The 21428-nt window shown below is 56.4% G+C and carries 19 protein-coding genes; 16 read left to right on the top strand and 3 right to left on the bottom strand.

The window, feature by feature from the left end; all coding sequences use genetic code 11:
- Positions 1–5: 5 nt before the first annotated feature.
- The 8 genes from MWU60_RS16610 to gspD all read left to right on the top strand — a co-directional run bounded on the left by MWU60_RS16610 (position 6) and on the right by gspD (position 7060).
- On the top strand, positions 6–1235 hold the full coding sequence (locus MWU60_RS16610) for a type II secretion system F family protein (RefSeq protein ID WP_247228499.1): 1230 nt from the start codon (positions 6–8) through the stop codon (positions 1233–1235).
- Positions 1219–1656, top strand: a complete 438-nt coding sequence (gspG, locus tag MWU60_RS16605) for a type II secretion system major pseudopilin GspG (protein WP_247228498.1) — start codon at positions 1219–1221, stop codon at positions 1654–1656. Before MWU60_RS16610 ends, gspG begins: the two co-directional genes overlap by 17 nt.
- 37 nt (positions 1657–1693) lie before the next feature.
- On the top strand, positions 1694–2062 hold the full coding sequence (locus MWU60_RS16600; RefSeq protein WP_247228497.1) for a hypothetical protein: 369 nt from the start codon (positions 1694–1696) through the stop codon (positions 2060–2062).
- Positions 2059–2457: a prepilin-type N-terminal cleavage/methylation domain-containing protein gene (locus MWU60_RS16595; RefSeq protein WP_247228496.1), complete on the top strand. Its 399-nt coding sequence runs from the start codon at positions 2059–2061 to the stop codon at positions 2455–2457. Before MWU60_RS16600 ends, MWU60_RS16595 begins: the two co-directional genes overlap by 4 nt.
- Complete coding sequence (locus tag MWU60_RS16590; RefSeq protein ID WP_247228495.1) at positions 2454–3122, top strand: hypothetical protein; 669 nt, start codon at positions 2454–2456, stop codon at positions 3120–3122. The genes MWU60_RS16595 and MWU60_RS16590 overlap by 4 nt, the downstream gene beginning before the upstream one ends.
- Entirely contained in the window at positions 3107–3955 is an 849-nt protein-coding gene (locus MWU60_RS16585) for a type II secretion system protein GspK (protein WP_247228494.1), read from the top strand. The genes MWU60_RS16590 and MWU60_RS16585 overlap by 16 nt, the downstream gene beginning before the upstream one ends.
- On the top strand, positions 3952–4611 hold the full coding sequence (locus tag MWU60_RS16580) for an A24 family peptidase (protein ID WP_247228493.1): 660 nt from the start codon (positions 3952–3954) through the stop codon (positions 4609–4611). The genes MWU60_RS16585 and MWU60_RS16580 overlap by 4 nt, the downstream gene beginning before the upstream one ends.
- Positions 4612–4687: 76 nt before the next feature.
- The gene (gene gspD, locus MWU60_RS16575; protein ID WP_247228492.1) at positions 4688–7060 is read left to right on the top strand and encodes a type II secretion system secretin GspD; all 2373 of its coding nucleotides are present in this window, start codon (positions 4688–4690) and stop codon (positions 7058–7060) included.
- 89 nt (positions 7061–7149) lie between these two features.
- Here gspD and MWU60_RS16570 read toward each other — a convergent pair whose 3' ends face one another.
- Genes MWU60_RS16570 through MWU60_RS16560 form a run of 3 tightly spaced genes read right to left on the bottom strand, consistent with a single transcriptional unit; the run spans position 7150 to position 10450 of the window.
- Positions 7150–8133, bottom strand: a complete 984-nt coding sequence (locus tag MWU60_RS16570; RefSeq protein WP_247228491.1) for a class I SAM-dependent methyltransferase — start codon at positions 8131–8133, stop codon at positions 7150–7152.
- Positions 8134–8189: 56 nt separating this feature from the next.
- Positions 8190–9617, bottom strand: coding sequence for a transcriptional regulator PpsR (gene ppsR, locus MWU60_RS16565; protein ID WP_247228490.1), 1428 nt, complete (start codon positions 9615–9617; stop codon positions 8190–8192).
- A gap of 35 nt (positions 9618–9652) precedes the next feature.
- Positions 9653–10450, bottom strand: coding sequence for a cobalamin B12-binding domain-containing protein (locus MWU60_RS16560; protein WP_247228489.1), 798 nt, complete (start codon positions 10448–10450; stop codon positions 9653–9655).
- A 276-nt stretch (positions 10451–10726) separates the two neighbouring features.
- On the opposite strand from MWU60_RS16560, the gene bchF reads away from it, so the two are divergent.
- From bchF to puhA, 8 genes are read left to right on the top strand one after another with little or no spacing between them, the layout of a single operon-like run.
- On the top strand, positions 10727–11227 hold the full coding sequence (gene bchF / locus MWU60_RS16555; protein ID WP_247228488.1) for a 2-vinyl bacteriochlorophyllide hydratase: 501 nt from the start codon (positions 10727–10729) through the stop codon (positions 11225–11227).
- Complete coding sequence (locus MWU60_RS16550) at positions 11224–12507, top strand: ferredoxin:protochlorophyllide reductase (ATP-dependent) subunit N (protein WP_247228487.1); 1284 nt, start codon at positions 11224–11226, stop codon at positions 12505–12507. The genes bchF and MWU60_RS16550 overlap by 4 nt, the downstream gene beginning before the upstream one ends.
- Positions 12504–14027, top strand: a complete 1524-nt coding sequence (gene bchB, locus MWU60_RS16545; protein ID WP_247228486.1) for a ferredoxin:protochlorophyllide reductase (ATP-dependent) subunit B — start codon at positions 12504–12506, stop codon at positions 14025–14027. Before MWU60_RS16550 ends, bchB begins: the two co-directional genes overlap by 4 nt.
- A complete protein-coding gene (locus MWU60_RS16540) occupies positions 14017–17562 on the top strand; it encodes a magnesium chelatase subunit H (RefSeq protein WP_247228601.1) in 3546 nt (1181 codons plus the stop codon). Before bchB ends, MWU60_RS16540 begins: the two co-directional genes overlap by 11 nt.
- A 37-nt stretch (positions 17563–17599) precedes the next feature.
- Entirely contained in the window at positions 17600–18496 is an 897-nt protein-coding gene (bchL, locus tag MWU60_RS16535) for a ferredoxin:protochlorophyllide reductase (ATP-dependent) iron-sulfur ATP-binding protein (RefSeq protein ID WP_247228485.1), read from the top strand.
- Positions 18496–19188: a magnesium protoporphyrin IX methyltransferase gene (gene bchM / locus MWU60_RS16530; protein WP_247228484.1), complete on the top strand. Its 693-nt coding sequence runs from the start codon at positions 18496–18498 to the stop codon at positions 19186–19188. The genes bchL and bchM overlap by 1 nt, the downstream gene beginning before the upstream one ends.
- On the top strand, positions 19185–20615 hold the full coding sequence (locus MWU60_RS16525) for a PucC family protein (protein ID WP_247228483.1): 1431 nt from the start codon (positions 19185–19187) through the stop codon (positions 20613–20615). Before bchM ends, MWU60_RS16525 begins: the two co-directional genes overlap by 4 nt.
- 19 nt (positions 20616–20634) lie before the next feature.
- Complete coding sequence (puhA, locus tag MWU60_RS16520) at positions 20635–21393, top strand: photosynthetic reaction center subunit H (RefSeq protein WP_247228482.1); 759 nt, start codon at positions 20635–20637, stop codon at positions 21391–21393.
- The last annotated feature ends 35 nt before the right edge of the window (positions 21394–21428 follow it).

The raw sequence follows: 21428 nt of genomic DNA, 5'->3' as shown, positions 1-21428 counted from the left end.
TTAGGGTGGACGAGGCACAAAAGACATTTCTCTACGTCGCCCGCGATGCAACAGGTGCAAAGCAATCGGGCGAGGTTCTGGGTATCAACCAAACCGAGGCAACGCGCGTCTTGCGTGCACAGGGCCTGTTTCCGATCAGCCTGAACCTTGATGACGGGTCTGAAGGTGCCGCACCGACCCGGCATATCAGGCGCGGAAAGAATGCGCTGACGCCCCGCCAAACAACTGATTTTCTTGTAAGATTAGCCAAACTGTCTGGTCGTCAAATCCAGTCAGAGCGTGCCTTGGCGATCATCGGCGACGGTGGGAACGACCCCATTTCGAAAGCAGCATTGCGCGTGCGCGACAGCCTGCGCGAGGGTGATGCTTTGTCACGTGCGCTACAGGAAAAGGCGGGCATTAACGATCCTGTCACTTTGTCGCTGATTGGCGGTGCCGAAGTATCCGGTGACATGGCCAGCGCGCTGTCGACCGCCGCAGATATCATGCAAAACCGGCTGGATGTGCGCCGTCGCATCGTGACCGGCCTGACCTATCCTGGCATCCTGCTTTTCGTGGCGATTCTATCGGTTGGCTTAATCATGATCGCGATTATTCCGCAGTTTGTGCCCCTTGTCGAAGATCGGATGGATTTGGTGCCGACGATGGGGCGCGTCGTTTTTGGCATCTCCAGCTTTCTTGCAGCGCTGTGGCCGATCATCGTTTTGGCTTTGATCCTTTTGGGGGCAGCAACCTATGTTGCCGCGCGCCGAGGTTTGTTGACGGGGATTTTGGTGCGTGTCGGTAACCGTATCCCGCCTATCCGCAACCTCTTGCTGCGCAACCAGATGATGCTGCTTTTGCATGTGCTTGGCGCACTTCTTAGCCGTGAGATCACGTTGAGCGGTGCCTTGCGTGTCGTGTCCAAATCTGCACCCGATGGCCCTGTCCGCAAAGGCATGTCCGATGTCACCAAAGAGGTTGAAAGCGGTGCGGCGCTGTCGACCGCGCTGCGTAGCTCACAGCTTTTGCCGCGTGAGGCCATTGAGATGATCCGCATTGGCGAAGAAGCCGGTGATCTTGGTGGTATGATCAGCCGCACGTCTGGTGATATGCGCGATGCCGCTGATCGTGATCTTGAACGTTTCCTGCTACTATTCCAGCCAGCCCTGATTGTGGCTGTCGGCCTGATGATCGGAGTAAGTCTCTATGCCCTGTTTTCCGCAATTGTATCTGTCAATGCGATTTCATTTTAAGCCGCGCCGCACCCGGCGTCGCCCCGGCACCGCCGGTTTTTCACTGGTTGAGATGCTGGTTGTCGTAGCCATTGTCGGCCTGCTGATCGGTTTGGTTGGCACCGGTGCGATCCGCCAGCTGCAAAACTCGCGGGTCAGTGCCGCTGAGGCACAGATCGCACAGTTGCGCAGCGCACTTGATATTTTCCTTATTGAAACCGGGCGTTACCCGACTGAGCAGGAAGGATTGCAAGCCCTGATCGAAAACAACGGTCAAATCCCCGGTTGGGCCGGACCCTATTTGCGGGACGGCAATTTGCCTACGGACCCTTGGGGCGGTCCTTTTAGCTATACGCTTGATCAGGGTCAGGTGCGTGTTGGCTCGCTTGGCGCGGATCAACGCCCCGGTGGCACAGGCGTGGACGCCGATGTGGAAGGCTAGACCCCTTCGCAGAAATCGCGGATTTGCCGCAGTTGAGATGCTTGTGACAGTGGCGATTGTCGTGCTGATCGGCACGGTGGCGATCTTTATGCTGGGCCGGTCGGATCGGGCGCAACTGCAAAATGATGCATCTGAGATCGCGCTGATCCTGCAACAGGCGCGCTTGCAAGCTGCCGAAACGGGTCGCCCGGTTGAAGTAACGTATTCCCAAGACGACCGAACCATCGCGACACCCACAGCCGTGCACGAATTTGGGCGTGGTGTAACGAGTAGTACGGATTCGGCGCGTATCCTGATCCGTCCATCCGGTGAAAACGAAGGGTTGGATCTGGTCCTTCTGGCCGGTGATCTAAGCCGGACCGTACGCCTTGATTGGCTGACCGGGCAAATCAGGGTCGCACCATGAGGCGGCGGCGGGGCCAACGTGGCTTTACCCTTGTCGAAACGCTGGTGTCCTTGGCGATTGCGACGCTGGCAGTCAGCGGGTTTTATCAGGCGCTGTCGCAGGGTCTGTTTATGGAGCAACGCGCGGATCAGCAGGCGCAACAGATGCTGGTGGCCACGCAAATTCTGGACCGGATCGGCGTTGATATCCCCGTTCGCCCCGGACAACAGGATAACGGCACCACGCAGGGGCTGGAATGGTCCTATGCTGTGTCCAATCGCGGCACACCAGACATGGACCTTGGCCCGCTGCGTCCCGATGAGCTGCTGTATATCTATGTCACCGTGAATTCCGCGCGCCCCGATGGCAGCTCCATCGTGTTGCGCGGCATCCGCTATGTTGAGACGCCGTTATGACGCGGCGCTGGTGCAGACGTCGCCGCCATGTGGCACGTGGTTTTGTCCTGACAGAGGCCTTGGTCGCGCTGACCGTCGCCGCCCTGACGCTTGCCTTGTTGACGAGCGCCACTTTCGGCTTGCGACAAACGGCGATGCAGCCGTCCGCTTTGCAGCAGGACGCAACCGATTGGCTGACGGCACGCCGCGTTTTGCAGGCTTGGGCCGGATCAGCGACCACTGACGGGGTCGGTCGCGAGTTGAACCGGTTTTCAGGAACACCCGACCAGATGCGTCTTGTCATTGATGACGGCACCAGCCGCAGCAATCGCCCGGTTATGATTGGTTTGAACATCACGGAAGAGGATGGGGTGTTCACACTGACTGCGGCGCGGTTCTTTGATGTCCGCGATGTCCGCTTGGGTGATGAACAGGCACAGGCCAGTACCGTTCTGGTTACTGATCAGCCGCTAAGTCTGGTCTATCTGGTAACGGAAAGCCCAAGTTCCAACCAGCGGGTCTGGAGCTATGAACCCCAGCCGGAACAGGGCTTGCCTGCGGCAGTTGCGATTGAACAAGGGGCCGAACGGGTGCTTGTGGCGCGTATGCCGGCCACGCGCAGTGCGTCTTGTGTGGCGCGACTGGGTATCTTGGGATTGGAGGAGCAGGATTGCGAGCTTCGTTGATCACTTCTCGCCGTCGTTTTCGCGGCTTCATCCTGCTGACCGTCCTTTGGATGTCGTTGGGTCTGTTGCTGGCGGCATCCAGCTATCTGGCCACCCAGCGCCAAGCGGCGCTGTCCACGCGCGCCGAAGTTGAAACAAGTCGCGCTGTTGAGCTGGCGCGCAGTGCGTTGAACGTGGCTTTGGCCGATCTGGGCCGGATCAGTGAAGATGTGCAAACCAGCCTGCGCGATGGCACGCCGACGACCATCACAATGGCCGAAGGTCAGGCGACATATCGGATTTGGGATGAAGGCGGCAAGCTTGATATCAACCACGCTCCGGTCGAATTGCTGGGGCCAACGTTGCAAAGTCTGGGCGATGGTCAGGGTATTGATGCCTTTGATGCGGTGACAATCGCGCAGGTCATCGTCACCCAACGCGGTGAGGCCGGGGCCAGTGGTGAGTTTCGGTCAATGGCGATCTTGCTGTCGCAACTTGGGTTTCCGCAAGAGGCCAGCTTGAACGCGCGCCGTGTCCTGACGACATTCAATGGCAACGCCCAGATCAACCCACGCACGGCACCCGAAGTGTTGCTGGCGGCAGTTCCGGGGATGGGCCCCAGCGATGTGGCGCAGGTCATTGAGCAGCGCAGCGTAGGCGGACCGATCCCACGGCTGGGCACCGCGTCGGTTTGGTTAAGCGGCACGGAAGGGCCTGTTTACACCGTCGAAGCCGAAGGTGTTTTGACCAGCGGTGTGCGTGTGCGGATCATCGCAACAGTTGCCGAGCAGGGGGTAAGCTTTCGGCGCGGGCGCACGCGGTTTGATGTTTTGGGTATGGAAATACTGCGGTGAGCGCGCTTTCAGCCGCACCGCTCAATTGGCTTTTGCCACTATTGATACTTGTTGCAGCGCTTATTCTTGGTCCGCTTCCGATTGTCACCCGCGGGCTGCTGCGCGGCTTCATGGGCCCGCAGCAAGTACGAAATCTCTATAAATCTGCGATGTTTGGGCTGGGTATCGGATTGGTGGGTACTGTCGCTTTGATTGCATTTCTCGACAGCAATCTGGCCTTAAACGCGAGTTTGCTTTGCGTGCTCTTCCTGCTGGCATGCATCGACTGGCAATGGCGTTGGCTTCCTTTTGAGTGGACGGTTCCGGTTATCGTATTGGGGGGCATCTATGCGTTTCAGTCTGCCGATCCTGTGCAGGTTTTCATTCAAATGGCAGTGCCGGCAGGTGCATTATTGCTGTCGCGTCAGATGGTACTTTGGACCATAAAAAAAGAGGCTTTGGGCCTTGGCGATCTGTGGTTGGTTGCAGGGTTGGGTGCCTTCTTGGTCCCTTTTGCCAGCTTCCTTCTGATTGGTTTTGCGGCATTTTCCGGCTTGTTGGAAGTTGGGCTGCGCAAGCTGCTGGGCCAGGCAAACGCCATGAAACATGCCGTGTCATACGGGACACACTTATGTATCATTTTCGTCATTATTCGTAATTTCACATCACTCGCCTGAATCCCTGTTGTTACTGTAGGTAAATATAAAGCGCACCTGGACATCAGATCTGGGGCGCGGCTGATTGAGGCAGAGCATGAAAAAGATTATGGCATTCGCGGCTGTTGCCGCGTTCCTGGGTGCGTGTGAGCAACTTCCACAAGCAGACCGGACAGGAAGCGACAATAACCTTCGCGGTTGGCAGCTTGCCAACATTTTTGGCACAAACAGTGACACCGCATCGCTCAACCGCCAACAGGGCCGCGTCACGGGTGGGCAACGGGTTGAAGCGGGCCAAGGCACGATATTCCCCGGCCGTCAGCCACTGTTGATCGACAGCGATTTCGTCAATGAAAGCGGTGAGCGTACCGTGTCGCTGAACCTCGTGAACGTCGACATTGAATCGGCCGCTGCTGCCATTCTGGGTGAATTGCTTCAGGTCAACTACATCATTGATCCCGGTGTGCAGGGCACTGTGAACATCCGGTCCTCGCAGCCCGTGACACGTACAACAGCCATCGAAGTGTTCGAACTCGCACTTGAACAGAACAACGCAGTTCTGGTCCGTCGGGGCGATATCTTTGCGATTGCACCTTTGTCTGCCGATCTGTCGATTGCGCCGTCTACTGCGCGTGATGTGCTGCCTGGCTACACACTTCGTGTGATCCCGCTGCGCAACATCGGGGCACAGGAAATGGCCGCGATCCTGCAACCGTTTGCGGGTTCCGGCATCGTTGGCATTGACGCCCAGCGCAACATTCTGGTTCTGGCCGGTACATCCGTTGATCAACAATCCTGGCAGGATACGATCAACAGCTTTGACGTTGATTGGCTGGCAAACCGCTCTGTCGGTATCTTCCCGGTCAATGGCCGTTCGGCACAGTCTATCGTGAACGGGCTTGAGCGTGTTGTCGAAACCGACGAAAGCTTTGAGCCGCTTGTTGTGTTTGAGGTGATCCCCGAAAACAATTCTATCCTTGCCGTCGCAAAGACACCGCGCGCGCTGGAAAACGTTTCGGTCTGGATCAACCGTCTGACACGCGATGGATCAAACGATGCGCAGGTCTATTCGTATGATATGAAATATGCCCGTGCCGCTGATATCGCGCCAACAATGTCGCAGATCCTTGGCATTTCTGTCGAAACCACAAGCGAGGATGCAGAGGTTATTCAAGCCAGTGGTGATTTCTTTAACCCGCAGGGTACGTTGAACGCCACTCGTGTAGTGGCCAGTGCACCCACGAATACGTTGCTGATCCACTCAACACCGGATGAATACCAGCGTATCTTGGGCATTTTGCACCGTCTGGACGTGCCACAGCGGCAGGTTCTTGTTGAAGCCACCATCGTCGAAGTCTCTTTGAACGATGATCTGCGCTATGGTGTCCAATACTTCCTTGAAGATGGCGGCGGTCGCGCAGCACTGACAAGCGGCGAAAGCTTTGATATCGCACCCAACCTGCCGGGCTTTGGTCTGACACTGGGTGGCACACCTGCCAACGCCGTTGTCGACGCGCTGGATACTGTAACAACGATCAATGTGATCTCTTCGCCGAACCTGATGATCCTGAACAACGAATCCGCGCGATTGGTTGTCGGTGATCAGGTGCCAACCTCCATTCGGACCGCGCAGGATGCAAACGCCGGTGATGAGGTTTTCGTATCAACGGTCGAGTATCGCGACACCGGTGTGATCTTTGAAGTGACACCGCGTATCAACTCTTCTGGCTCTGTGATCCTGAACATCGGACAAGAGGTTAGCCTTGTTGGTGAAACGGATCCGGCAACGGGCAACCCGATTATTTCGCAGCGCCTGATCAACAGCTCCGTGTCTGTGGACAGTGGTGAGACAATCGTTCTGGGCGGTCTGTTCTCGGATCGGTCAACCAACAGCAACGGCGGTATTCCGATCCTCAAGGACCTGCCTATCGCTGGTGCGCTCTTTGGAAATTCATCAAATGGTCGCGCCCAGACCGAGCTTTTGGTGCTGATCACGCCACGGATTGTGAACAATCGCATGGATGCGCGTCGTGTCACACAACAGCTGCGGTCACGCGTCGACTCGCTTCAGATGATGAGTGGTCCTTCGCTGAGCACGCAAATGGATATCCCTAGTATGCGGACACAAAACTCTGCCATCATCGAGGATGCCAGCGTGATGCGGCAGCAAGCGGCAACAGCTGCGGTCGTCACCCCAGCCGTTGTAGCGGCGCCGACGCCAACCCCGGTTGCCGCACCAGCACCGGCTGGGCGTCACATTGCGGTGCTTGGTTCGTTCAGCTCTGGCGATAATGCGCAACAACACTGGACCAACCTTGTCAGCCAAAATGCTGCAACTCTGGGTCAGATGACACCAAGCTTCCGCCAGGCGGGTGGTTTGACCATGGTGACTGTTGGTCCGATGTCGCGTGATGCAGCAAGCAAGGTCTGCATTGATGTGAAAACGGATTGCTTTACTGCGACGCAATAAAGCCGGACAAAAGAATGACCAAGGCCCGCTTCCTGCAATGGAAGCGGGCCTTTTACTGCTTAGGTCATACAGCCATTCTAAAACTGACCCTAGGCCGTCAGTTCAGGCTTCTTCCAAAGAGAAATCAGCACATCGGACAGCAGCTCTTCTTCGGTGTAGGCCGACTTGACGCTGGCTGGCAACTGATCAAGCAACCGCCTTTTCAAGACTGCATGGCCGCCCGTTAACTTATGCGAACAGCCCGGCCAATTTGCTGCAAAAATCTCGCGGTAGTCTGCGATCCGCAGCTTGTTCAGATAGGAATTCGAATTCACCTTATGCTTTTCGCGAGGATTGAGATGGGCCCAGGGCGGCAAAGCTTCAAAGTCGACAAAGACACGCGGATCATGTGCGCCGGTCAATGAAGTATAAAGATGGGTCACCGTAAGAACGGTGCCGCCCGGTTTAAGAATGCGACTGACCTGCCGCATCACGGCTGCGGGATCGGGCAGATGTTCAAACACTGATGTCGATACAACATGGTCAAAGCTCTCGAGCTCAAAAACCGGCGCTGACGCGTCGCCTTGCACAAACCGGCCTCTTGGTGTTCCGCCGAATTCCTTCGACAACGCACGTTCCAGTGCGGCGTCTATACCAAGCACATGGCGCCCGAGGGATTTCACAAACCGCAAGACTCCATTCTCTTTGAAAATTCGAACAAACTCTGCCAGCGACGACCGTGCCGGGGGTATTTCGAGGTCAATCGCGATATATTCATTTGTGCGGCCCAAGGCATATAGGAACGGTTTGGTTTGGCCCGGTCCGATTTCGAGAACCTTTGTCCCTTGGATCTTTCGTTGGCTAAACTCTTCCAGCATCGCGACACTTGTGCGCGTAGAACTGGCGATATCATTGGCACGTCTCTCCAGGTTTCGGCTGGAGAACACGTAAAGTGCGTAAAGCTCCCTCATTGATTTCAATGGAGAAACCGCACTCTTTAGGTAGGTCTGTTTCATTGTAAGGCCTCTAATGGAGGCGGCAAAACGGTCGTCTAGAAATAAGAATGCCGCGCCAAACGTAAAATAAAGTCGCAACGAAGATCGGCTAATAAAAAGTAAAGTCGTCCAAAAACACCTATAAAATAGGCTTTTTAGCTATCGCCGTCAACATCACGGCTGAGCAGGTTGAACTTGCGTAGTTTCACGTAAAGCGATTGACGCGACAGGCCCAGCATCTCTGCTGCGGCAACGCGATTATTCATTGTCAGCTCAACCGCGGTTTCGATACACATCTTTTCCACGACATTCGTGGTCTCGGCGACGATATCTTTCAATGTGGCGCTGCCGACCAGTTCTGCGACAGATCGCATGCTTTCGTCGCTACTGGGGTGCGGGCGGGTTTGTGTTGCTTCCGCGCGGCTTGCGTCGCGTAGAACGAAGGCGAACACGGTTTGCGTGCCTGCAGTCAGCTTAGTGACTGAGACTTCGACGGCGCGCGGGCTGCCATATTCGCCCGCCAGTTTCGTCGCATAGTTTCGCATACGGCCTGCGCGCGCCGCATTTTCGGCCATGACCTTGAAATCAACGCTGCCGCGTTGCAGGTAATCAGCAAAACTGCGTCCACGCACGTTGATGTCATGGGCGACATCAATCAGATCAAGAAACGCATCATTGGCCGACAGAACATCACCGGTGTCGCTGGTGAAAATCATCGCCTCTGGCCCGGCGGCATAGAGCGCCTGCAAATTCTGGCTTAGGGCGTCGGACCGTTCAGCGCTATCATCCTCTGGCACCAGACGGCACAACAAAATGCGCTCGCCTGCGGCGCGGAACAATGTGGGAAAGACCGTGACCGTCTGGCCGTTTCCACGCAGCTCTGCCACGGTTTTCTTGTTCAGATCTGAAATCGCTTGTGACGCCAGACTATCGACCATGTCGCCGCGCTTGCGCCCCTCAAAACAACCAGAGAGCTGATTGCCGATCAGGTTTTCCAAGGGTCGGTCAACAAGTGCGACAGCAGCAGAATTGGCTTCTGTAATTTCACCGGTCACGACAGAGACAAACAGCACGGCCTCTGATGTGTTTTCCATCAGAACACGGAAGCGGGTGTCATATTCGCGCTGGGTTTCGTAGTCACGCTCAAGCGAAAGCTGGGCTTCGACCAGTTGTTGCTGCATTTCCGCGATGGGGCGCAGATCCCGGCCCAAAAGCAAAATTGCGCCATCCGGCCCAATCCGGTGAAAGCTGTAGCGCACGGGCGATTCCGTGCGACTTTCGCTGTCGATGTGATTAAGCTCAACCGGGCGCACCTGCGGTTTACCGTCAAGGAATGCCGCCAGGCGGCTTTCGAACTTTGGCACGCTTTCGATTGTCAGCGTGGTGCGGATATCTTTGTTTTCCCAGCGCTCAAGTTGGCGAAATGCTTCGTTGGTCGGGTTCACGATGACGGACAGGATTGAACCGGTCTCAGAGATCACGACACCAACGTCGGCAACCTCTGCGATAATATCACCCAGTATCTCAGGGGCGATCAGCGGGATCGCACCACTATTCCAGTATTTTGTCCCACGAGAGGTCATTGCACGCGCCTTTGGCTGGGAACCTGCATCATCGTCTAGGTCCGGCCTGTGGCGTGTGACTGGCTGTGTTGTATGTCGTGAAGGCCGCAAAATTCTAGGGCCTCGTCTGGTATTCTTGTGGCATAGTCCGCCCCTGTGAGCGCCGTTACATCGTTTGCAGTTTCGACTTCCAGGATGGAACCGCCAACCACAACAGGCGGTGGCGTTTGGGCCGAAGTTTTTACAACATCAATGATCTGGCGCAGCGATTCAAGCCTTTCGCCACGCGATGATGATATAAACACGGCTTGGTATTTAGTGCGCTGTATACGTTGGGCAATATCCGCGCGTTTTCCACCCAGAATAAGCTTTACAGAGAACCCTTTGCGGCGCAGTTGACCGCTTAGCACAATTGCACCCAAGGTATGATAGACGTCTTTACCGACAATCAACAAAATCGAAGAGCTGGCAGGACCAGCAGCATTATCACTGGACCATTTCGGACCCATTTCCCGTAGCATGGCCTGCAGTCGCGAAACCCCGATTGTGACACCGGCAAAGCTAAGCTGATCAACGCACCAAAGATCGCCCATGTCCCGGGCAAGCGCGGGGATGTAATGGTCGGCAAGGTCTTCAGGGCTGGTCCCGGTTGCGATCGCTGCTCTTATCGCGTGTTTGCAAGCGTTTGGATCAGCGCTCAGTGCTGCGGCTTTCAGTGCTTGAAAAAGGCTCTCGTCCAGTTTGGGCGCAAGATCGGGGACAACAGACGCCACAACCGGACGTCTTGTTGAGCTAGGCTGCGTCTCAGACGCGGCAATTTCCTTCATTGCGTCAAACTGACGACGATCGGCCATCTACGTGTCCTCTGGCTGAATCAATGCGCGAAGGCGTTCTATTACAGCAGTTATTGTATTGTCGGGGGTGGCATAACGAATGTCAAAGCAAATTGACATAGATCAAATGGTGAATCTGTAATGAGTGCAAATTATACAATAATAATAGATATTTAAGCTACGATCACACTTTGTAATCATTGTACGGATCGTTGTCAAACTAAGTGTAACTTAAAGTTGACACATGCTGCATTCCGACCTTATTCTTGACACAAGAAGCTGTCAGGGAACCTTTACATGGCCATTGCCACTACGAACACAAGCAGTGTGCAAACGCTTGGCCGTCGTTTGTATTCCGACGCGGAAAGGGCCCGTCGTGATGCTACGAAATGGACGCTTGTTCAGGGCCTTTTAGCCCCGCTTCAATTCATCGTTTTCCTTGTCTCCCTGGGCCTTGTTCTGCGCTATCTTTTGACCGGCGCCGGATATGATGCCGCGACCCTTTCCATTGTCATCAAAACGGGTGTTTTGCTGCTGATTATGGTGACCGGTGCGATCTGGGAAAAAGTGGTCTTTGGGCAGTATCTTTTCGCCCCTGCATTCTTTTGGGAAGACGTGTTCAGCTTTGCGGTTATCGCATTGCATTTGTTATATGTTTTCGCCCTTCTGACTGACGCGCTTACCCCGATTGGGCTGATGTATCTGGCGCTGGCGGCCTATGCCGCTTACGTCGTCAACGCTGCCCAATTTGTCTGGAAACTACGCCTTGCCAGACTGGATGCGGAGGCGCGCGCATGAACGTCCCGCTCCCCCCCACAAACGGCGGTTGCCGGACCGCGCCGGTCCTCAAAGAACGCGGCCAGCGCGAGGTGTTTTGTGGCCTCACGGGGATCATCTGGTTGCACCGCAAAATGCAGGATGCATTCTTCCTTGTTGTCGGCTCTCGGACCTGTGCGCACCTGCTGCAATCAGCGGCTGGCGTGATGATTTTTGCAGAGCCTCGATTCGGCACAGCGATTCTTGAAGAACAGGATTTGGCCGGGATGGCCGACGCTCATGTTGAGCTGGATCGCGAAGTTGAAAAGCTTTTGGCGCGCCGTCCTGACATCCGGCAGCTGTTTTTGGTGGGGTCTTGCCCATCTGAAGTGATCAAAATCGACTTGGCCCGTGCGGCAGAACGTCTCAGCCAGGTGCATGCGCCCCACGTCCGCGTTCTGAATTACTCTGGTTCCGGCATCGAAACGACCTTCACCGAAGGTGAGGACGCCTGCCTTGCCTCGATGGTTCCGGTCCTGAAAGACACAACCGCCCGCGAACTTCTTGTTGTGGGTGCTTTGCCTGATGTTGTCGAAGATCAGATGGTTTCGCTTCTGACTGACATGGGTATTGGTCCAATCCGGCTGCTCCCAGCGCGCCGGATTGATGACACGACCGCGGTTGGTGAAAACACGGTTTTTGCACTGACGCAGCCGTTTCTTGGCGACACGCATGCCGCACTTGAACGTCGCGGCGCGCGCCATTTGGCGGCACCATTCCCGTTTGGTGACGAAGGCACGACCGCTTGGCTGCGTACAATCGCCGCCGAATTCGGCGTGAGCGAAGAAACTTTCGAAGCCGTAACCGCCGCCCCCCGCGCCCGTGCTCGCAAAGCGATTGCTCAAGCGGCCGAAGCTTTGCGCGGTAAGTCAGTGTTCTTCTTCCCCGACAGCCAGCTTGAAATCCCCCTTGCTCGGTTCCTGACCCGTGAATGTGGCATGACCGCTGTTGAAGTTGGCAGCCCTTACATTCACGACGCACTGCACGGACCTGATCTGGACCTGCTGCCTGCTGGTCCGCAGATTTCCGAAGGGCAAGATGTCGACAAGCAGTTGGAACGCGCCCGCGCGGCGCGCCCTGATTTGACGGTTTGCGGTCTTGGCCTTGCGAACCCGCTTGAGGCCGAAGGCCTGTCAACCAAATGGGCTATCGAACTGGTCTTCACGCCTGTGCATTTCTACGAACAGGCAGGTGACCTTGCCGGTCTCTTCTCGCGGCCTTTGCGCCGCAAAGCTGTCCTCCAAATGGAGGCTGCCGAATGAAGCTGACCGTTTGGACATATGAAGGCCCGCCGCATGTTGGCGCGATGCGCGTCGCGACAGCGATGAAGGGTCTGCATTATGTGCTGCATGCCCCGCAGGGCGATACTTATGCGGACCTGCTGTTCACAATGATCGAGCGGCGCAATCACCGTCCGCCTGTCAGCTATACGACATTCCAAGCACGGGATTTGGGTGCTGATACCGCGACACTATTCAAAGCGTCTTGTCAGGATGCGGTCGACCGTTTTGATCCTGAGGCGATCATTGTTGGTGCGTCTTGCACCGCCGAACTCATTCAGGATGACCCGGCTGGGCTGGCTGAAACGATGGGCCTGTCGATCCCCGTCATCCCGCTCGAACTGCCCAGCTACAGCCGCAAGGAAAACTTTGGCGCGGATGAAACGTTCTATCAAATCGTCAAAAGCCTTGCGAAGCCGCAGGATCGTACAAAGCGCGTTACCTGCAACATCCTTGGCCCCACAGCGCTGGGCTTTCGTGCCCGCGACGACGTCGAAGAACTGACCGGGCTTTTGTCCGACATGGGCATCGACGTGAATGTCGCGGCTCCGCTGAATGCAACACCAACCGACATTGCGCGCCTCCCAGCGGCGCATTTCAACGTGTTGTTGTCGCCAGAGACGGGCGAGGCTGCGGCGCGGTTCTTGGAAAAGAACCATGATCAACCCTACACCAAAGTTGTGCCTATCGGCGTCGGCGCGACACGCGATTTCATCGCCGAAGTCGCCAAGATCACCGGTGTCACAGGCCGCCCTGACGAAAGCCGCCTGCGCATGCCGTGGTGGTCGCGGTCTGTGGACAGTACCTATTTGACCGGCAAGCGCGTCTTTATCTTTGGCGATGGCACACATGTTGCCGCCCATGCGCGGATTGCCCGCGATGAGATGGGTTTCGAGGTTGTTGGTGTGGGTTGCTATAATCGCGAAATGGCGCGGCCCATTCGGGCGCTGGCCAAGGAATACGGCGTCGAGGCGTTGATCACAGATGATTATCTGGAGGTTGAGGCGGCGATTGAGAAACTTAGCCCGGAAATGATCCTTGGCACCCAAATGGAGCGTCACATCGGTAAGCGTTTGGGGATTCCCTGCGCTGTGATCTCTGCGCCGGTGCATGTGCAGGACTTTCCGGCGCGGTATTCGCCCCAAGTTGGGTTTGAGGGCGCGAATGTCATCTTTGATACGTTGATCCATCCGCTTGTCATGGGTCTGGAAGAACACCTGCTGACGATGTTCCGCGATGATTTCGAATTCCATGATGACGCTGGCCCAAGCCACCACGGTGGCAAGGCCAAAGCGAAGGTTGAAGATGCCCCCGTCGAACAGGTTCAGCCGCAGAATGACAACGTGATTTGGCTGTCTGACGCTGAAAAAGAACTCAAGAAAATCCCATTCTTTGTGCGCGGTAAGGCCCGCCGCAACACTGAGACGTTCGCGCAGGAAAAGGGGCTGCACGAGATCAGCCTCGACACGCTTTATGAAGCAAAGGCCCATTATGCGCGATGAGGTGATACATAAACCCTACCGCGTGGTGATCGTCACGCTGGATCAGCATGCCGCTGGCCCCGCGCTGCGGGTCTCGGCGCGTTTGGCACCCGACTTTCCGGGGCTTGAAGTGCAGGTTCTGGCCGCCGCTGAATGGTCTGAGTGCCCCGATGCTTTGGCCCGCGCGCAAGAGGCCGTAGCCCAAGGCGATATCATCATCGCCAACATCCTGTTCCTTGAAGAGCATGTACAGGCGATCCTGCCTGCGATGAAGGCACGCCGCGATAATTGTGATGCAATGATCGGGGTGATTGCTGACGCTGAAATCGTCAAGATGACGCGTATGGGTGACCTGGATATGTCCAAGCCTGCCAGCGGTGCGATGGCGTTGCTGAAGAAATTGCGCGGATCATCCAAGCCCTCTGCCGATAGTGGTGCCAAGCAGATGAAGACGCTGCGCCGCCTGCCCAAGATACTCAAGCTGATCCCCGGTAAGGCGCAGGATTTGCGGGCATGGTTCTTGTCCATGCAGTATTGGCTGGGCGGGTCTGATGACAATGTCGAACAGATGATCCGCTTTCTGATTGGCCGCTATGCAAACCGTGCCGATTGGCTGGGGGCGCAGGCCGATCTGCCGATCGAGTATCCCGATGTGGGGCTCTATCACCCTGATTTGCCAGATCATCATATCGTGACGGACTTGAATGATCTGCCTGCCCCCGCCGCACCGGTCGCGACGGTCGGACTGCTGATGTTGCGGTCCTATATCCTTGCCTCTGACTGCGCCCACTATGATGCGGTGATCCGGTCGTTTGAGGCGCAGGGCATACGCGTGATCCCGGCGTTTGCAGGTGGCCTCGATGGGCGTCCAGCGATCGAGAATTACTTCCAAGGTCGCGTTGATGCGATGGTATCGCTGACCGGCTTTTCGCTGATCGGTGGTCCGGCATATAATGACAGCGCGGCCGCAGTTGAGCTGCTGGAAAAGCTGGATGTGCCCTACATTGCCGCCCAACCGCTAGAGTTTCAGACATTGGGCCAATGGGCCAACAGTGGTCAGGGTCTGGGTCCGATTGAAACAACAATGCTTGTGGCTTTGCCCGAGATTGATGGCGCGACTAACCCAACCGTCTTTGCGGGTCGCCATAGTGCTGATGGCTGCAATGGCTGCGCGCACGCATGCAGTGCGCAATCTGAATGCAAAGCCATGGCCCCCTGCCATGAACGCATCACCAGTTTGACTGAAAAGACCCTTCGTTTGGCCAAGCTGCGCCGCAAGCAGAACGCTGAAAAGAAGGTCGGCGTCGTGCTATTTGGTTTCCCGCCGAATGCCGGTGCTGTTGGTACAGCCGCCTATCTGAGCGTTTTTGAAAGCCTGTTCAACACGCTGACGCGGATGAAGTCCGATGGTTACACCGTTGACGTTCCTGAAACGGTTGACGACCTGCGCGCGGTGATCCTGCAAGGCAATGCCGCGCAATATGGCCAGCAAGCCAACGTGGCGGCCCATGTCGACGCAGATACCATCGTGCGGACGTCACCGCATCTTGCAGAGGTCGAAGCTGTTTGGGGCCCTGCGCCGGGCAAAGTCCAATCAGATGGGCGCGGTGTTTATGTGCTGGGTCATCAGTTTGGCAATGTCTTTGTCGGCGTGCAGCCTGCATTTGGTTACGAAGGCGACCCGATGCGGTTGCTCTTTGAAAAGGGCTTTGCGCCGACCCATGCGTTTGCCACCTTCTACCTTTGGCTTCGCAATACGTTTTCGGCTGATGTTGTGCTGCATTTCGGGATGCATGGCGCGCTTGAATTCATGCCTGGTAAACAGGCTGGAATGGGTGCGCAGGACTGGCCGGATCGCCTGATTGGCGAAATGCCGAATGTCTATCTCTATGCCGCCAACAACCCCTCTGAGGCCACATTGGCCAAGCGCCGTTCAAACGCCATTACGATCACCCATTTGACCCCGCCTTTGACGACCGCTGGCTTGTATAAAGGGTTGGCTGAGCTGAAAGACAGCCTGACCCGTTGGCGCGAGATGCCTGCGCAAGACGATCAGCGCCCTGATCTGGAGCAGCTGATCCGCGATCAGGCGAATGCCGTGGATATGAACGCCCGCGATATCGACAAGCTGTGGTTGAAGCTGTTGGAAACCGAAGGGTCGCTGATCACCGAAGGTCTGCATGTTGTGGGCAAGCCGCTGTCCGATGCTGCCCGCGCTGATATGATCCGGCTGATGCCTGAGGGTGACGCGGCAGACCGCGCTGCCGAATTGCTGAAAGAAGACCACGAATTGCCAGCGCTGATGCGCGCCTTGTCAGGTCATTTCATTCCACCCGTCCCTGGTGGTGACCTTATCCGCGCCCCGCAGATCGTGCCGACGGGTAGAAATATCCACGCATTTGATCCGTTCCGCATGCCAACCGCTTTTGCGATGTCAGAAGGGGCAAAACAGGCTGATCTGCTGCTGGAAACCCACGATAGTATGCCGCGGACAGTGGCGCTTGTCTTGTGGGGCTCTGACAATATCAAATCCGATGGCGGCCCGATTGGGCAGGCGCTTGCCTTAATGGGTGCAAAGCCACGGTTTGATAACTTCGGGCGTCTATCCGGCGCTGATTTGGTTCCATTGGACAAGATGGGCCGCCCGCGTATCGACGTGGTGATGACCCTTTCGGGGATTTTCCGCGACTTGCTTCCGTTACAAACCCGCATGTTGGCCGAGGCCGCTTTGAAATGCGCGATGGCGGACGAACCGCTTGCGCAGAACTTTGTGCGTGCCCATGCGCTGGCCTACGCTGAAGAGATGGGTTGCGATTTGGAGACTGCTGCGTTGCGGGTCTTCTCGAATGCCGAAGGCGCTTATGGGTCGAATGTGAACCAGTTGGTCGATAGCTCGGCCTTTGGCGACGAAGACGAATTGGCCGATGCCTATGAGGCACGCAAATCCTTCGCTTACGGTGTTGATGGCAAGGCTGCCAAGAACGCGGGCCTTCTGCAAAAGGTTCTTAAAGACGTCGATCTTGCTTACCAAAACCTTGAATCGGTTGAGCTGGGTGTCACCACGGTTGACCACTACTTCGATACGCTTGGTGGCATTTCACGCGCTGTAAAACGCGCCAAGGGTGGCGAAAGCGCCCCGGTTTACATTGGTGATCAGACCCGTGGTTCTGCGAAGGTGCGGACGTTGCAGGATCAAGTCGCGCTAGAGACCCGCAGCCGCAGCCTCAACCCGAAATTCTACGAAGCCCTGTTAAACCACGGTCACGAAGGTGTCCGCCAGATCGAGGCGCATGTGACCAATACGATGGGTTGGTCCGCGACGACCGGCGAAGTGGAACCTTGGGTTTATCAGCGCCTGTCCGAAACATTCGTTTTGGATGAAGAGATGCGCAACCGTTTGGCTACGCTGAACCCGCAAGCGTCGATGCGCATGGCGAACCGCCTGCTTGAAGCGTCCGATCGTGACTATTGGGCACCTGACGAAGACACGCTTGCCGCGCTGCAAGATGCAGCGGATGCGCTGGAAGACAGAATGGAAGGGGTCGCAGCAGAATGACCTGTTTCACAATGAATGCAATGGAAAGGACTCTGATATGAGCCCGAGAGATGAAGTGCCAAACCTACGCGGCCAAGACGGCGAAGGCTCCGTTCAGGTACACCAACCCGAAGACGCCAAGATCGAAGGCGCAAAGGTTTTTGCGGTTTACGGCAAAGGTGGGATTGGCAAGTCGACGACCTCATCCAACCTGTCAGCGGCGTTTTCCATGCATGGTAAGCGGGTGTTGCAGATCGGCTGTGATCCCAAGCATGACAGCACCTTTACCCTGACAGGTACGCTTGTTCCGACCGTGATCGACATTCTGAAGGATGTTGATTTCCACTCGGAAGAGTTGCGCCCGGAAGATTTCATCTTCGAAGGTTTCAACGGCGTGAAATGTGTTGAGGCCGGCGGCCCCCCTGCCGGTACGGGTTGCGGTGGTTACGTTGTTGGTCAGACGGTGAAACTGCTTAAGCAGCATCACCTGTTGGAAGACACCGACGTTGTGATCTTTGACGTACTTGGCGACGTTGTTTGCGGTGGTTTTGCCGCCCCTTTGCAGCATGCAGACCGCGCTTTGATCGTAACCGCTAACGACTTTGACAGCATTTACGCAATGAACCGCATCATCGCTGCCGTGCAGGCGAAATCATCCAACTATAAGGTCCGTTTGGCTGGCTGTGTTGCGAACCGCAGCAAAGATACAGACGAGGTTGATCGCTACTGCGAAACGGTTGGTTTCAACCGCATCGCCCATATGCCTGATCTGGATGCGATCCGTCGCAGCCGTCTGAAGAAGAAGACGTTGTTCGAGATGCCCGATGATGAAGAAGTTGTGCAGGTTCGCAAAGAATACATGCGTCTGGCTGAGACACTTTGGAACGGGACAGAGCCTTTGGCACCCGCGTCGCTTCCAGACCGCGAAATCTTTGAATTGTTGGGTTTTGATTAATGACCAACTACGCCGCCACACGTGACCGGGTCGAACATTATTTCGACCGTTCCGCGACCAAGGTTTGGGAGCGTCTGACATCGGACGCACCCGTTTCCGGTGTCCGGGCGACGGTGCGTGCGGGGCGTGACAAGATGCGCGCACTGATGCTTGCACAACTGCCTGAAGATCTGCGCGGCGCGCGGATTCTGGATGCAGGCTGCGGCACCGGTACGATGGCGGTGGAACTGGCCCAGCGCGGTGCGGATGTGGTTGCTGTTGATATCTCGCCTGCTTTGGTGGGGATCGCGGAACAGCGGATGCCTGCAAATCTGGCGGGTCATATCACATGGGTTGCTGGCGATATGCTGGACGCGACCAATGGTGCTTTTGATCATGCGCTCGCAATGGATTCGATGATTTACTACAGCGCCCCGGACATCGCGGCTTTGCTTGGCAAAGCCAGCCCACGCATTAGCGGCAAATTTGTCTTCACTTTACCCCCGCGCACCCCGGCTTTGATGGCGATGTGGCGCGTAGGCAAGCTTTTCCCACGTGCAGACCGTAGCCCAACGATGATCCCGCAGACGACCACAGGCATTGCAGATGCCTTGCGTGATGAGGGCGTCAAAGGGCGGTTGGTGGAAATCGACCGTGTGAAGTCCGGCTTCTACATCTCGAACGCTTTGGTTTTTGAGGGGAAGACGGCATGATTTTCAAGGCATCCTCGCTCAAGAAGATCTCAATTGATCTGTTGCCGTTCAGCGATGCGGTGAGTGATGATTTGCCGCTCGGCCAATTGCTGCGCTTATCCCTGTTCCAAGTGTCGGTTGGTATGGCCGCCGTCATGCTGTTGGGCACGCTGAACCGGGTCATGATTGTTGAGCTGGACATCGGCGCGATGCTGGTTGCAGCGATGATTGCCTTGCCCGTCCTTGTTGCGCCTTTGCGTGCTTTGGTTGGGTATAAATCCGACAACTACAAGTCCGCGATCGGGTGGAAGCGCATTCCCTACCTTTGGCTGGGGACCATGTGGCAGTTTGGCGGTTTGGCGATCATGCCGATGGCGCTGTTGGTTTTGTCAGGTGATCGGACGCTGGACTGGCCGATTGCGGGTTATGTGGGTGCGGCCCTTGCGTTTTTGATGACTGGCTTTGGCATGCATATGACGCAGACTGCCGGTTTGGCATTGGCGGCGGATCGCGCGACCGAAGACACGCGGCCCAAGGTCGTGGCCTTGCTTTATGTGATGAACCTTGTCGGCATGGCCTTTGCGGCCATCATTATCGGTGCATTGCTGCGTGACTATTCCGCGTTGCGTTTGGTGCAGGTTGTGCAAGGCACGGCTGTTGTGACGCTGCTGTTGAACCTGATTGCCCTGTGGAAGCAGGAAAAGGTCAAGCCGATGACCAAAGCGCAACGCGCCGAGGCTTCGCCGACCTTCCGCGACGCGTGGAACGATCTGGCAGCGGGCGGTGATGCGGGGCGTCTGTTGGCGGTCGTGTTCATCGGGACCATGGCCTTCAACATGCAGGATGTGCTGCTAGAGCCCTATGGCGGGGAAATCCTCGGGCTATCCGTTTCAGCCACAACATTGCTGACGGCGATGTGGGCGGGCGGCGCGCTGATCGCATTTGGCTTCGCAGCACGCTGGTTGGCAAAAGGTATGGACCCCTACCGGATGTGCGCGCGCGGTATTCTTGCAGGTGTCCTTGCGTTCTGCGCTGTTATCTTTTCGGCCCCTGTCGGGTCGCCAGCCTTGTTCTATCTTGGCGCGGCCCTTATCGGTTTCGGAGGCGGCCTTTTCGGAGTCTCGACCCTGACGGCTGCTATGACAATGCCCACGCTTGGCAATGCCGGTCGTGGTTTGGCCCTTGGTGCCTGGGGGGCTGCGCAAGCCACCGGTGCCGGGCTGTCCATCTTTATTGGGGGCGCCTTGCGTGATCTCGTGAACCATGCCGCTGGGAACGGCACATTGGGAGAGGCGCTCGCCACGCCTGCCACTGGCTATTCGGTCGTTTATCACACCGAAATTGGCCTCTTATTCCTAACCCTCATTGTGCTGGGACCGCTTGTGCGGTTGCGGCCAATCAACGCGCGGGGGTCTGCCAAGCTGGGATTGGCAGATTTCCCGACCTAACCACCGAAAGGATACCACAATGGTTGGTGTAGAATTTTTTGGAGACTTCGATCTGGCGAGCGCTGCAATTTGGCTCTTCTGGCTCTTTTTTGCGGGGCTTGTCATTTACCTGCAAACTGAAAACATGCGTGAAGGCTATCCTTTGCGCGATGACAATGATGAGGTGCCGGCAAACGAAAGCCTGTTCCCGATCCCAAAGGAAAAGACGTTCATCCTGCGTGATGGGCGCGGTGAGTTGACAGTGCCGTCACGTGAATACGAAGACAGCAAGATGCGCACTGATCTGGCCTTGGCGCAATCGTCTGTATCAACCGGATCACCTTGGATCCCTACCGGTGATCCGATGGTTGATGGTGTCGGCCCTGCATCCTGGGCACCGCGCCGCGATGAACCAGAACTGGACGCACATGGTCACGTCAAAATCCGCCCTATGGCCCTGCTTGAGGATTTCCAGATTTCGGCCGGTCGCGATCCACGCGGCAAGCCTGTCGTGGGCCGTGATGGTGAAGTTGTTGGCCGTGTGACCGATATGTGGGTCGACGTGCCAGAGCAGTTGGTCCGCTTTCTGACGGTTGATCTGAACCCCGAAGGCACCGGCAACACGCGTCTTATTCCAATGAATATGGCCAGGATTGGCACCGACCGCGTGGTCGTTCGGTCCTTGATGGCTGGTAATTGGAACGATGTGCCAACAACCAAAAGCATGGAGCAGGTCACCCTGCTCGAAGAAGAAAAGATCATGGCGTATTATGCCGGCGGCACGATGTACGCCTCCTGATCTGATGTGAACGATAACGTGATCCCGGCTCGCCA

Origin of the sequence: Yoonia sp. F2084L, assembly GCF_023015625.1 — a bacterium.
GTDB lineage: Bacteria > Pseudomonadota > Alphaproteobacteria > Rhodobacterales > Rhodobacteraceae > Yoonia.
This window is presented reverse-complemented; position numbering and strand designations above follow the sequence as displayed.

What these genes read in the sequence shown, in the direction of transcription:
- gspG (WP_247228498.1), top strand. Translation starts at nt 1,219, where the DNA reads ATGCGATTTCATTTTAAGCCGCGCCGCACCCGGCGTCGCCCCGGCACC.
- MWU60_RS16600 (WP_247228497.1), top strand. Translation starts at nt 1,694, where the DNA reads ATGCTTGTGACAGTGGCGATTGTCGTGCTGATCGGCACGGTGGCGATC.
- MWU60_RS16595 (WP_247228496.1), top strand. Translation starts at nt 2,059, where the DNA reads ATGAGGCGGCGGCGGGGCCAACGTGGCTTTACCCTTGTCGAAACGCTG.
- MWU60_RS16590 (WP_247228495.1), top strand. Translation starts at nt 2,454, where the DNA reads ATGACGCGGCGCTGGTGCAGACGTCGCCGCCATGTGGCACGTGGTTTT.
- gspD (WP_247228492.1), top strand. Translation starts at nt 4,688, where the DNA reads ATGAAAAAGATTATGGCATTCGCGGCTGTTGCCGCGTTCCTGGGTGCG.
- ppsR (WP_247228490.1), bottom strand. Translation starts at nt 9,617, where the DNA reads ATGACCTCTCGTGGGACAAAATACTGGAATAGTGGTGCGATCCCGCTG.
- MWU60_RS16560 (WP_247228489.1), bottom strand. Translation starts at nt 10,450, where the DNA reads ATGGCCGATCGTCGTCAGTTTGACGCAATGAAGGAAATTGCCGCGTCT.
- bchF (WP_247228488.1), top strand. Translation starts at nt 10,727, where the DNA reads ATGGCCATTGCCACTACGAACACAAGCAGTGTGCAAACGCTTGGCCGT.
- MWU60_RS16550 (WP_247228487.1), top strand. Translation starts at nt 11,224, where the DNA reads ATGAACGTCCCGCTCCCCCCCACAAACGGCGGTTGCCGGACCGCGCCG.
- bchB (WP_247228486.1), top strand. Translation starts at nt 12,504, where the DNA reads ATGAAGCTGACCGTTTGGACATATGAAGGCCCGCCGCATGTTGGCGCG.
- MWU60_RS16540 (WP_247228601.1), top strand. Translation starts at nt 14,017, where the DNA reads ATGCGCGATGAGGTGATACATAAACCCTACCGCGTGGTGATCGTCACG.
- bchL (WP_247228485.1), top strand. Translation starts at nt 17,600, where the DNA reads ATGAGCCCGAGAGATGAAGTGCCAAACCTACGCGGCCAAGACGGCGAA.
- bchM (WP_247228484.1), top strand. Translation starts at nt 18,496, where the DNA reads ATGACCAACTACGCCGCCACACGTGACCGGGTCGAACATTATTTCGAC.
- MWU60_RS16525 (WP_247228483.1), top strand. Translation starts at nt 19,185, where the DNA reads ATGATTTTCAAGGCATCCTCGCTCAAGAAGATCTCAATTGATCTGTTG.
- puhA (WP_247228482.1), top strand. Translation starts at nt 20,635, where the DNA reads ATGGTTGGTGTAGAATTTTTTGGAGACTTCGATCTGGCGAGCGCTGCA.